Genomic DNA, 11,753 nt, shown 5'->3' with positions numbered 1-11,753 from the left:
AGAAGGCCTCGAGCTTGGCGAGACAGCCGGGATCACGATGGATCACGCCCGGGAAATTCATGAACTCCGCCAGCCCGATCACCTTGGGATGATCCATCATCGGCGTCAGGTCTCCGGCATCGAGGCGGGCGCCGGCCGTTTCCAGATGCGTCGCCGGCACGCAGCTCGACAGGTTGACGCGCAGATCCATCCGCATCGCCTCGGCGCAGGCCAGGAAATAGGCGATGCCTGCGACGCCGAGCACATTGGCGATCTCGTGGGGGTCGCAGATCGCGGTGGTGACGCCATGGGGCAGCACGCAGCGCTCGAATTCGAGCGGCGTCACCAGCGAGGATTCGACATGCAGATGCGTGTCGATGAAGCCGGGCACCGCGATCAGCCCGGTGGCGGCGAACTCGGCTTTGCCTTCGTAGCGGCCATGGGTGCCGACGATCGTATCGCCGCACAGCGCGATGTCGGATTCGACAAGATGGCCCGTCACGAGATCCAGCAGCCTCGCCCCGCGGATCACGAGATCGGCAGGCTCGTCGCCGCGCCCCTGTGCGATCCGGCGGGCGATGGTGGCGGCATCGGTCATGGGGCGGACTTTCCGGTTGTCTCGACTTGCTTGGTTGCGGCGCCACAATGCCCGCCACCACATCATGTATCCAGCCTGACACGGTCGTCCCGGGCAAGCGGCGTAAGCCGCGCCGACCCGGGACCCATTCCGGAACGAGGCTGGGTTCGCTCGCATCGTGCCGTTCGTCCTACTTCTACGACTGTTCCGGAATGGGTCCCGGGTCTACGCTGCGCTTCGCCCGGGACGACCGCGCGAGGATGCTTGGATGTGGGTCTATCTGCTCGCGAGCAAGAAGGGCGGAACGCTTTATGTCGGCGGGACAAACTCCCTGTCACGACGGGTGTCGGAACATCGCGATGGTGAGGGCTCCGAGTTCGCGCACAAGCATCGGGTCTTCCGTCTCGTCTACGCCGAGCATCACGACGATCCCGATGCCGCCATCGCCCAGGAGAAGCGGATCAAGCATTGGCGCCGCGCCTGGAAGATCGAGCTGATCGAGAGCTCCAATCCGCGCTGGAATGATCTATATCCCATGGCCCATCTCGACTGACCGCCTCGCAGGAGCCTTCGCATGAAACTGACCTGGTACGGCCATTCCGCCTTCCGCGCCGAGATCGACGGCGCGACGATCCTGATCGACCCCTTCTTCACCGGAAACCCGGTCTTCGAGGGCGACATCGCGGCGATCTCGCAGGGGGTGAGCCATATCGTCGTCACCCACGGCCATGGCGACCATGTCGGCGACACGCTGGCCATTGCGCAGAGCACCGGCGCGACCGTCATCACCAATTACGACCTCGCCATGCATCTGGCCTCGAAAGGCCTGAAGGCCTTCCAGCCGGTCAACACCGGCGGCACGATCGATCTCGGTGCCTTCAGCGTCACCTGGGTCCGGGCCGATCATTCCGCCGGCATGGGCGAGGCCGGCATCTCCGTGCCGCTCGGCAACGCCAATGGCGCGATCCTGAAGGCAAAGGGCGAGAAGACGCTCTGGCACATGGGCGACACCGACATCTTCTCCGACATGGCGCTGATCGCCGAGATCCATGGCGTCGAGGCTTGCATCTGCCCGGTCGGCGACCGCTTCACCATGGGCGGCAGGGTCGCCGCGCTGGCGATGACGCGCTTCGTCAAGCCGAAGGTGGCGATTCCCTGCCATTACGGTTCGTTCCCGATCATCGACGCCAATGCGGACGCCTTCGTCGCCGGGCTGCAGGGCAGCGACGTGCAGGCGCTGGTCCCGAAGAAGGGCGAGGCGTTCACGGTCTGACGCCAGCGTCATTCTCGGGCGAAGCGGAGCGCAGACCCGTGAATCTCTGGAACATGAGATGGTCGGGTCAAGCCCGACCATGACGGCGCGAGTCTGGCCCCTTACTTGCGCGCCGCCATCTGCTATAGCGCGACGAACCCTGATCCGGCGCGTTGCGCCCACCAACCCGGAGTCCGCCATGTCGGTCGATCTCGCCACCGTCAAACGCGTCGCGCATCTGGCGCGCATCGCCGTTCCGGAGGCCGATCTGCCGAAGCTGCAAGGCGAGCTCAACGCCATCCTCGGCTTCGTCGAGCAGTTGAACGAGGTCGATGTCTCCGGCGTCGAACCGCTGACGTCTGTCACGCCGATGGCGATGAAGCAGCGCGAGGATGTGGTGACCGACGGCGAGATCGCCGCGAAGATCGTCGCCAACGCCCCGGCGTCGGAGGACGATTATTTCATGGTGCCCAAAGTCATCGAGTAGCGCGAGACGCCACATGCCTCCCGTCATTGCGAGCGAAGCGAAGCAATCCAGGGCGGCCGTAGAGCGCTGCCGCTCCTGGATTGCTTCGTCGCTGCGCTTCTCGCAATGACGGTTCCGCTGCCCGACTTTCATCCGGATATCGCCCGTGACCGATCTCACCCGCCTGACCCTGACCGAAGCCCGCGACGGGCTGAAGGCCAAGAGCTTCTCCGCCACAGAGCTGACGCAGGCTCATATCGCCGCCGTCGAGACAGCGCGGGCGCTCAACGCCTATGTGCTGGAGACGCCCGAGCACGCGCTGAAGCAGGCGGCCGCCTCCGACGCGAAGCTGGCGAAGGGCGAGGCCGGCCCGCTCGAAGGCTTGCCGCTCGGCATCAAGGATTTGTTCGCCACCGAGGGCGTGCGGACCACCGCCTGCTCGAAGATCCTCGGCAATTTCTTGCCGCCCTATGAATCGACCGTCTCGGGCCAGCTCTGGCGCGACGGCGCCGTCATGCTCGGCAAGCTCAACAACGACGAATTCGCCATGGGATCGTCGAACGAGACCTCGGCTTTCGGAAACGTCGTCAATCCCTGGCGCCGGAAGGGCTCCAATGTCGGCGCAGGCTCGGCCGGCGCGGTCGAGGGCAACCATCTCGTGCCGGGCGGCTCCTCGGGCGGCTCGGCCGCGGCGGTGGCCGCCCATCTCTGCCTCGCGGCCACCGCGACCGATACCGGCGGCTCGATCCGCCAGCCGGCTGCCTTCACGGGCACGGTCGGCATCAAGCCGACCTATGGCCGCTGCTCGCGCTGGGGCATCGTCGCCTTCGCCTCCTCACTCGACCAGGCCGGGCCGATCGGCAAGACCGTGCGTGACTGCGCCGTGATGCTGCGCTCCATGGCCGGCCACGATCCCAAGGACACCACCTGCGTCGATGCCGCCGTGCCGGACTACGAGAAGGCGGTCGGCCGCTCGGTGAAGGGCATGAAGATCGGCATCCCCAAGGAATACCGCCTCGACGGGCTCAATGCCGAGATCGACGCGCTCTGGCAGAAGGGCATCGACTGGCTGAAGGCGGCCGGCGCCGAGATCGTCGAGATCTCGCTGCCCCACACCAAATACGCCCTGCCGGCCTATTACATCGTCGCCCCGGCCGAGGCCTCGGCCAACCTCGCCCGCTATGACGGCGTCCGCTACGGCCTGCGCGAGCAGGGCAAGGACATCGTCGAGATGTACGAGAAGACTCGCGCCGCCGGCTTCGGCACCGAGGTCAAGCGCCGCATCATGATCGGCACCTATGTCCTCTCGGCCGGCTATTACGACGCCTATTACGTCCGCGCCCAGAAGGTCCGCACGCTGATCAAGCGCGACTTCGACGAGGCCTATGCGGCGGGAATCGACGCGGTTCTCACCCCCGCCACGCCGTCCGCCGCCTTCGGCATCGGCGAGAAGGGCTCGGCCGATCCTGTCGAGATGTATCTCAACGACGTCTTCACGGTGACGGTGAACATGGCCGGCCTGCCCGGCATCGCCGTCCCGGCGGGGCTGGACGGGCAGGGCCTGCCGCTCGGCCTGCAGCTCATCGGCCGCCCCTTCGACGAGGAGACGCTGTTTGCCCTTGGCGAGGTCATCGAGCAGGCGGCGGGCCGCTTCCCCGTCGCCGAGCGCTGGTGGGGCTGAGCCGGGCTGGCGGCATCGAATTGACTCCCCGCGTCGGACGGGTTCAGATCGCCTGACGCTTGGGCAATGGTCGTTCCGCGGTTTCCCGCTGGGCGCCCACCGACCCGGCCTGCTGGCCGTGCCGAAGACAGCTGCCTGAGCCCACGGAACCGGGGGGCTTTCTGGTGGCGCAACCAATCCATCCGGCCGCGACGCCGCATGTCCCGTCCTTCATCACGCCGCCGGACGCGACGGATATCCTGCTGGTTGTGGCGATCGTCACGGTCGTGGGCGCCGTTCTGGCCGTCGGTCTGATCTTCCTGCGGCTGCATACTTTGCCGGAGCGGATGGCCCACAAGGCGCACAAGCTCCAGTTCGAGATCGTCGCCGTGCTGGGGCTGCTGGCCCTGTTCACCCACGTCCATCTGTTCTGGGTCGCCGGCCTGCTGCTGGCGCTGATCGAAATTCCCGATGTCTGGAACCCGCTGCGGCGGATGGCCGGGTCGCTGGAAAAGATCGCAGGCCTGGCGCCGGGGCAGGGGGCAGAGTTGGGTGACGAGGCGGTCGAGCCCGCATCCGTTGCGCCAGCCCCGGACGTGATCGCGCACGATCCTCCACCGCCCCCGCCCGAGGCCAGACCGGTCCCCGTCGGAGGGCCGTCCCATGCTTGAGATCCTGCTCTGCTCGCTGCTGACGATCCTGCCCGATTATCTTTACCGCCGTTACGGGCAGGGTAAGCGGATCGGCCGGGAGATCACGCTCTATTCGGTCTGGTTCGAGCTGCGCTGGGGCATCATCACCTGCCTGATGCTGGCGGTGGGCCTGATCACGGTGATCTTCTACAATCACCCTTCGACAACCAATGCGACGCTGTTCTTCCGCACCGTGCCGATCGTGCCGGAAACCAATGGGCGGGTTGCCGAGATCTACGCCCGGCAAGGTGAAAAGATCGCCCAGGGCGCCCCGATCTTCAGGCTCGACAGCGCCAAGCAGGAGGCTGCGGTCGAGACCGCCCGACGCAAGATCGCCGAGGTCGATGCCGCCCTCATCGTCGCGCGCGTCGACATTCAGACCAACGAAGCCAAGATCCAGGAGGCCAGGAGCGCCCTCGAACAGGCTCTCGACGAACTGCGCACGAAACAGGAGCTCAAGACGCGCAACGATGGCATCGTCGCGGCCCGCGAAATCGAGCGCCTCCAGAACCTCGTCGATGGCCGCCAGGCGGCGGTCGCGGCCGCGACCGCCGCGCGCGAAGCGGCGCAGACGCGGATCACAGCCCTGCTTCCGGCCGAGAAGGCCAGTGGGGAGGCGGCGCTGGCTCAGGCCGAGATCGAGGTGTCCAAGACCGTGATCCGCGCCGGCGTCGCCGGACATATCGAGCAGTTCGCCCTGAGGGTCGGCGACGTCGTCAACCCGTTCATGCGTCCGGCCGGCATCCTGATCCCGGAAGATGCCGGGCGACGGGCGCTGCAGGCTGGCTTCAACCAGGTCGAGGCGCAGGTGCTCAAGGTGGGCATGATCGCGGAGGTGACCTGTATCTCGAAACCCTGGACCATCATCCCGATGGTGGTGACCGATGTGCAGGACTTCATCGCCGCGGGCCAGTTCCGCGGCGGCGAGCAGCTCATCGACGCCCAGCAGGTCAGGGCGCCCGGGACCATCCTCGCCTTCCTCGAGCCGCTCTATGAAGGCGGCCTCAACGGTGTGGTGCCGGGCAGCAGCTGTATCGCCAATGCCTATACCAGCAACCATGACCGTATCGCGTCCGGGAAGCTGGGGACGGCGCATGCTGTGGCCCTGCATGCCGTCGATGCCGTCGGCCTCGTCCATGCGCTGCTGCTGCGGATCCAGGCGACGGTGCTGCCGATCAAGCTGCTGGTCCTGGGCGGGCATTGATCACGGTCGGCCCACAGACAGGTCATCAAAAAAGGGCCGCGCGAGCGGCCCTTTTTCCGTATCGGTCGAGAGCCGGTGGAGGTCAGCCCTGCGCCGGCGCGTGATGCGTCGGCTCGGCCGCAGCCTTCGTCTTGCGCAGATCCGCCAGCCAGCGGACGACGACATAGAACACCGGGGTGAAGATCAGCCCAAAGAATGTCACGCCGAGCATGCCGGAGAACACCGCGATGCCCATCGCCTGGCGCATTTCCGCGCCGGCGCCCGTCGAGATCGACAGAGGCAGCTCGCCGAGGATGAAGGCGAGCGAGGTCATCAGGATCGGCCGCAGCCGGGTCCGCGCCGCGGCAATCGCCGCATCGCGCCGATTCATGCCTTCCTCCTCGGCCTGCTTGGCGAATTCGACGATCAGGATCGCGTTCTTGGCGGCGAGGCCGACGAGCACCACGAGGCCGATATCGACGAGGATGTTGCGGTCGAGCCCGGCATAGTTGACGCCGAACATGGCCGCCAGAATGCACATCGGCACGATCAGGATGACCGCCAAAGGCAGCAGCCAGCTCTCATAGAGCGCCGCCAGCAGCAGGAAGACGAACACCACGCCGAGCCCGAAGGCGATGACCGCGGTGTTGCCCGCGAGCTTCTCCTGCAGCGCGATCTCGGTCCATTCGAAGCCGAACCCGATCGGCAGACGCTCGGCCGCGATCTTCTCAACCGCGGCGATGCCCTGGCCTGTCGAGTAGCCATGCGCCATCGAAAGCTGAACCTCGGCGGCCGGATACAGGTTGTAGCGCGGCACGCGATAGGCACCGGTCGTGTTCTGGAAGGAGGCGACGGCGCCGATGGGCACCATTTCCCCATCCGCGTTGCGGGTCTTGAGGTTGGCGACGTCGCTGATTGTCAGGCGGAACGGATTGTCGGCCTGCGCGGTGACGCGATAGGTCCGGCCGAGCAGGTTGAAATCGTTGATATAGGCCGAGCCCATATAGACCGACAGCGTCTCGAAGATGCGCGTCACCGGCACGCCGAGCATTTCCGCCTTGGTGCGGTCGATGTCGGCATAGATCTGCGGCGTCTTGGTCGAGAACAGCGTGAAGGGCTGCTGGATGCCGGGGACCTGACCGGCCGACCCGGCCACGATCCAGGCGGCGCCTTCGAGCGCGGCCAGCCCGCGTCCGCCGCGATCCTGAACATAACCCTTCAGGCCGCCGCCGGTGCCGATGCCGGGGATCGCGGGTGGCTCGATCACGAGCGTGAAGGCCTCGGGGATCGTGAACATCTGCTGGCGCAGGTCGTTCAGGATGCCGGCCGTGGTCAGCCCTGCCTTCGCGCGATCGGGGAAGGGGGCGAGCGTCACGAAGGCGACACCGGCATTGGGCGCGATCGTGAAGGTGGCGCCGTCGAGACCGGCGAAGGCGACGGTGTGGGCGACGCCCGGCCGCGACTGCAGCAGCTCATTGGCCTTGCGCAGCACGTCGTCGGTGCGCTGGAGCGATGCGCCGGGCGGCAACTGCATGGCGACGATGAAATAGCCGCGATCGAGCTGCGGCACGAGGCCGGTCGGCGTCGTGGTCAGCCGCTGGGCGGTGAGCGCGATCAGGCCGGCATAAACGATCAGCAGGATGACCGAGAAGCGGATCAGGCGCGAGGTCAGGCCGCCATAGCCGCGCGACAGCCAGTCGAAGGCCGCGTTGAAGTAGTGAAAGAAGCCGCGGACCGGAGCGCCGAGCTTGTACAGGAAGCCGCGCTGCTCCGGGTGGTCCCCATGCTTCCTGTGAGGCTTGAGCAGCACGGCCGACATGGCCGGCGAAAGCGTCAGCGAGACGAAACACGAGATCGCCGTCGAGGCCGCGATCGTGACCGCGAACTGCTGGTAGAAGGTTCCCTGCAGGCCGCTGATGAACGCGGTGGGGATGAACACGGCGCACAGCACGAGCGAAATGGCCAGCAGCGCGCCGCCGACCTCGTCCATCGTCTTGTGGGCCGCCTCCTTGGGCGACAGGCCTTCCGCCAGATAGCGCTCGACGTTCTCGACCACGACGATCGCGTCGTCGACGACGATGCCGATCGCCAGAACGAGGGCGAGCAGCGAGATCGTGTTGAACGAGATGCCGACGGCCGCCATCACCAGGAAGGTTCCGACCAGCGAAACCGGGATGGCGACGATGGGGATGATCGCGGCGCGCCAGGTCTGGAGGAAGAGGATGACCACGAGGACGACGAGCGCCACCGCCTCGATCAGGGTCGTGATGACGGCGCGCACCGATTCCCCGATGAACTCGGTGGGATTGTAGATGATGCGGTGATCGAGACCCGCAGGGTACTGCCGGGCCATGGTGTTCATCGTCGCGATGATCGCATCCGATGTCGCAAGCGCGTTCGAACCGGGCCGCTGGAAGACACCGATCGCGACCGTGTCCCGGTTATCAAGATAGGCGTTGGTGGTGTAGTCCTGCGAGCCGAGCTCGACCCGCGCGATGTCGCGGATGCGGATCGTGCCCCCGTCGGCGTCGGAGCGGACCACGATGTTCTCGAACTCCGCGACGTCGGTCAGGCGGCCGAGCGTGTTGACCGACAGCTGGAACGCTTCGTCCGACCGTGCGGGCGGCTGGTTCAGTGCGCCGGCGGCGACCTGGACGTTGGCCGCCCTGAGCGCATTGACGACGTCGCCCGCGGTGAGGTTGCGGGAGGCCACCTTCGCCGGGTCGAGCCAGATGCGCATCGAAAAGTCGCGCGCACCGAAGATCTGCACGTCGCCGACGCCGTCGACGCGGGTGAGCACGTCCTTGACGTAGAGCGAGGCGTAATTGGAGATGTATTGCGGATCGCGCGAGCCGTCCGGCGAGATCATGTTGATGACCATCAGGAAGTCGGGCGACGCCTTGCGCACGGTCAGGCCGAGCTGACGCACCGACTCCGGCAAACGGGGCTGCGCCTGCGCGACCCGGTTCTGGACGAGAACCTGAGCCTGGTCGATATCGGTGCCGGCCTTGAACACGACGTTGATCGTCACCACGCCGTCGCCGGTCGATTGCGAGGTGATGTAGAGCATGTCGTCGACGCCGTTCACCTCCTGCTCGATCGGTGTGGCGACGGTGGCCGCGACCACTTCGGCGGAGGCACCGGGATAGACGGCGCGGATCGACACGGTCGGCGGCGCGATCTCCGGATATTCCGAGATCGGCAAGGTCCGCAGCGTGATCGCGCCGGCGATGGTCAGCAGCACCGAGAGCACGGTGGCGAAGATCGGCCGGTCGATGAAGAAATGAGCGAAACGGAACATGAAGGGGGTCCTGGCCTGGCGTCAGGGCAGGCGGCCGGCGGCCGCCCGGGGCTGGTTCGAGGCGCGGTTCAGTTGCTGCCGCTGGGCTTGATCTCGCCGGGCTGCGGCGTCACCGCCGCGCCGGGGCGCACCATCGGGTTGGCGAAGCCGCCGATGACGACCTTGTCCTCCGGCGAAAGGCCGGTGCGGATGACGCGCAGGCCCCGGGTGATCTGGCCGAGCACCACAGGCTTGGGCACGATCTTGTTCTCGGGACCCACGGTCAGGACGATCTTGCTGGCCTGGTCGGAGACGATGACGCTGTCGGGCACCAGCAGGGCGTCGGCCTCGCCGGCGAAGACGCGCAGCCGCCCGAAGGTTCCCGGCGTCAGGAACTGGTCGGGATTGGGAAACACGACGCGGCCGCGGATCGTGCCCGAGCGCGCGTTCAGCGTGTTGTCGACGAAGTCGATCCGGCCGCGGCGCTTCCACTCCTGCTCGTCCGAAAGCCGGACCTCGGCGACGATGCCGGCCTCGCGCGAGGCGGTCGTCCGCAGGTCGCTGGCGCGGCGCTGCCAGCGCAGATAGTCGGCCTCCGACGCGTCGAAGGTGAAGTAGATCGGATCGACCGCGACGATCGTCGTCAGCAGCGTCGCGCCGGACTGGCCGCCCGCGATCAGGTTGCCGGGGTCGACGCGGCGGTTCGAGATGCGGCCCGCCAGCGGCGCGCGCACCTCGGTCCATTCGAGATTGAGCTCGGCCGTCTTGAGATTGGCCTCCGCCCCCTGCTGGGAGCCGATGGCGCTGTTGAGGTTGGCGCGGCGCTGGTCGACGTCGCGGGCCGTGATGGTGCGGTTCTGGGTCAGGCCCTCGGCCCGCTCGACCTCGTTCTGGGCGAGTTCAACCTGTGCCTTGGCGCGCGCCACCTCGGCGCGGGCGGCATCGACCGAGAGCCGGTAGGGGCGGGGGTCGATGGTGAAGAGCAGATCGCCCTTCTTCACCAGGTCGCCATCCTTGAAGTGGATCGAATCGAGAAAGCCCGAGACCCGGGCGCGAACCTCGACCTGCTCGCTGGCCTCGAAGCGGCCGGTGAACTCGTCCCAGTTGGTGACGCGCTGGGCCAGCGGCGCGGAAATCTGGACGGGCGGGGCGGGCGGCGCGCCCTGGGCGCGCGCCTCGCCGAGGCCGAGAGCGGCGAGAAGCACGAAACCTGCGGCGGAAAGGGTCTGTGGCATCGGCGCCGGGCGGCGATGGGACATGGAAAGGCTCCGGATAGGTTCGGCCGGCACAACCTGAGTGTTTCCGGCCTTTGCCGCTACAAGGGGAGGATGCTGACGATTGTCAAGATCCGTCACCCCTCACAGGGACGGACTGAGGCACACTATGCCACAATCCCGCCAGCAGGTGTCGGGAGTGCAACAGAAGCTTGCCGGCTGCGCGCCGAGGTCGTAACCGTCAGGCGACCCCTTTCGAGCCGGAACACCGATGATGAACGCCCATGCCCGCCCCGCCGACCCCAAGAAGCTGATCAAGGGCGCGACCGGCGACTGGGAGGTGGTGATCGGCATGGAGATCCACGCCCAGGTCACCTCCAACGCCAAGCTGTTCTCGGGCTCCTCCACCGCCTTCGGCGCCGAGCCCAACGCCCATGTCAGCCTCGTCGACGCCGCCATGCCCGGCATGCTGCCGGTGATCAATGCCGAATGCGTCCGCCAGGCGGTGCGCACCGGGCTCGGCCTCAATGCACAGGTGAACAACCGCTCGGTCTTCGACCGCAAGAACTATTTCTATCCCGACCTGCCGCAGGGCTACCAGATCAGCCAGTATAAAAGCCCGATCATCGGCGAAGGCGAGATCGTCGTCGACCTTTCGCCGACCGAGCAGATCACCGTGGGCATCGAGCGGCTGCATCTCGAGCAGGATGCCGGCAAGTCGATCCTCGACCAGCACCCGACGATGAGCTTCGTCGATCTCAACCGCTCGGGCGTGGCGCTGATGGAGATCGTCTCCAAGCCCGATCTGCGCTCGGCCGACGAGGCGCGTGCCTATGTGACGAAGCTGCGCACCATCCTGCGCTATCTCGGCACCTGCGACGGCGACATGGAGAAGGGCAATCTCCGCGCCGACGTGAACGTCTCCGTCCGCAAGCCCGGTGCTGACCTCGGCACGCGCTGCGAGATCAAGAACGTCAACTCGATCCGCTTCATCGGCCAGGCGGTCGAGGTCGAAGCGCGCCGCCAGATCGGTATTCTCGAGGATGGCGGCACGATCGACCAGGAGACCCGCCTGTGCGATCCGGTGAAGGGCGAGACACGCTCCATGCGTTCGAAGGAAGATGCGCACGATTACCGCTATTTCCCCGACCCCGACCTCTTGCCGCTCGAACTTGAGAAGGCCTGGATCGAGGAGATCCGAAAGTCGCTGCCGGAACTTCCGGACCAGAAGCGCGCGCGTTTCGAGAAGGATTACGGCCTCTCACGTTATGACGCGGGCGTGCTGACCTCCGACGCCGACAAGGCGCTGTTCTTCGAGGAAGTCGCCAAGGGGCGCGATGCCAAGCTCGCCGCCAACTGGGTGACGCAGGAACTGTTCGGCTACCTCAACAAGGAAGGCCTGGAGCTGTCGCAAAGCCCGGTATCTGCCAGCGCGCTCGGCGGCCTGATC

At 66.6% G+C, this 11,753-nt stretch carries 10 protein-coding genes; 7 read left to right on the top strand and 3 right to left on the bottom strand.

Annotation, left to right across the window (positions count from 1 at the left end):
* Window positions 1–577, bottom strand: a 577-nt coding sequence (locus tag Q8M82_RS01820; RefSeq protein ID WP_305689681.1) for an amidohydrolase family protein, incomplete at its 3' end; no start/stop codon positions are given.
* Between the two features lie 247 nt (window positions 578–824).
* On the opposite strand from Q8M82_RS01820, the gene Q8M82_RS01815 reads away from it, so the two are divergent.
* From Q8M82_RS01815 to Q8M82_RS01790, 6 genes are all read left to right on the top strand, one after another.
* Entirely contained in the window at window positions 825–1,109 is a 285-nt protein-coding gene (locus Q8M82_RS01815) for a GIY-YIG nuclease family protein (protein WP_305689680.1), read from the top strand.
* Between the two features lie 21 nt (window positions 1,110–1,130).
* Window positions 1,131–1,829: a metal-dependent hydrolase gene (locus tag Q8M82_RS01810; protein WP_305689679.1), complete on the top strand. Its 699-nt coding sequence runs from the start codon at window positions 1,131–1,133 to the stop codon at window positions 1,827–1,829.
* A gap of 178 nt (window positions 1,830–2,007) precedes the next feature.
* On the top strand, window positions 2,008–2,295 hold the full coding sequence (gene gatC / locus Q8M82_RS01805; protein ID WP_305689678.1) for an Asp-tRNA(Asn)/Glu-tRNA(Gln) amidotransferase subunit GatC: 288 nt from the start codon (window positions 2,008–2,010) through the stop codon (window positions 2,293–2,295).
* 145 nt (window positions 2,296–2,440) lie between these two features.
* Window positions 2,441–3,955 carry an Asp-tRNA(Asn)/Glu-tRNA(Gln) amidotransferase subunit GatA gene (gene gatA, locus Q8M82_RS01800; protein WP_305689677.1) on the top strand — a complete coding sequence of 505 codons (1,515 nt, stop codon included), beginning with the start codon at window positions 2,441–2,443 and terminating at the stop codon, window positions 3,953–3,955.
* A 164-nt stretch (window positions 3,956–4,119) separates the two neighbouring features.
* The gene (locus Q8M82_RS01795) at window positions 4,120–4,605 is read left to right on the top strand and encodes a hypothetical protein (protein ID WP_305689676.1); all 486 of its coding nucleotides are present in this window, start codon (window positions 4,120–4,122) and stop codon (window positions 4,603–4,605) included.
* On the top strand, window positions 4,598–5,830 hold the full coding sequence (locus Q8M82_RS01790) for an HlyD family secretion protein (RefSeq protein WP_305689675.1): 1,233 nt from the start codon (window positions 4,598–4,600) through the stop codon (window positions 5,828–5,830). Before Q8M82_RS01795 ends, Q8M82_RS01790 begins: the two co-directional genes overlap by 8 nt.
* An 82-nt stretch (window positions 5,831–5,912) precedes the next feature.
* Here Q8M82_RS01790 and Q8M82_RS01785 read toward each other — a convergent pair whose 3' ends face one another.
* Together Q8M82_RS01785 and Q8M82_RS01780 are read right to left on the bottom strand one after the other, a co-directional pair.
* Window positions 5,913–9,110, bottom strand: a complete 3,198-nt coding sequence (locus tag Q8M82_RS01785; RefSeq protein ID WP_305689674.1) for an efflux RND transporter permease subunit — start codon at window positions 9,108–9,110, stop codon at window positions 5,913–5,915.
* Between the two features lie 68 nt (window positions 9,111–9,178).
* Window positions 9,179–10,348, bottom strand: coding sequence for an efflux RND transporter periplasmic adaptor subunit (locus Q8M82_RS01780; RefSeq protein WP_305689673.1), 1,170 nt, complete (start codon window positions 10,346–10,348; stop codon window positions 9,179–9,181).
* 229 nt (window positions 10,349–10,577) lie between these two features.
* Between Q8M82_RS01780 and gatB the strand changes: the two genes are divergently transcribed.
* Window positions 10,578–11,753, top strand: a 1,176-nt coding sequence (gene gatB, locus Q8M82_RS01775) for an Asp-tRNA(Asn)/Glu-tRNA(Gln) amidotransferase subunit GatB (RefSeq protein WP_305689672.1), incomplete at its 3' end; no start/stop codon positions are given.

Origin of the sequence: Allobosea sp., from assembly GCF_030694325.1 — a bacterium.
In the GTDB taxonomy this organism is placed as follows: domain Bacteria; phylum Pseudomonadota; class Alphaproteobacteria; order Rhizobiales; family Beijerinckiaceae; genus Allobosea.
The sequence above is the reverse complement of the archived record's forward strand: the minus strand, read 5'-3'. Positions and strand labels throughout refer to the sequence as shown.

Bases quoted from the DNA above. Each gene is read 5' to 3' on its own strand.
- Q8M82_RS01815 (WP_305689680.1), top strand. From the start codon at position 825: ATGTGGGTCTATCTGCTCGCGAGCAAGAAGGGCGGAACGCTTTATGTC.
- Q8M82_RS01810 (WP_305689679.1), top strand. From the start codon at position 1,131: ATGAAACTGACCTGGTACGGCCATTCCGCCTTCCGCGCCGAGATCGAC.
- gatC (WP_305689678.1), top strand. From the start codon at position 2,008: ATGTCGGTCGATCTCGCCACCGTCAAACGCGTCGCGCATCTGGCGCGC.
- Q8M82_RS01790 (WP_305689675.1), top strand. From the start codon at position 4,598: ATGCTTGAGATCCTGCTCTGCTCGCTGCTGACGATCCTGCCCGATTAT.
- Q8M82_RS01785 (WP_305689674.1), bottom strand. From the start codon at position 9,110: ATGTTCCGTTTCGCTCATTTCTTCATCGACCGGCCGATCTTCGCCACC.
- Q8M82_RS01780 (WP_305689673.1), bottom strand. From the start codon at position 10,348: ATGTCCCATCGCCGCCCGGCGCCGATGCCACAGACCCTTTCCGCCGCA.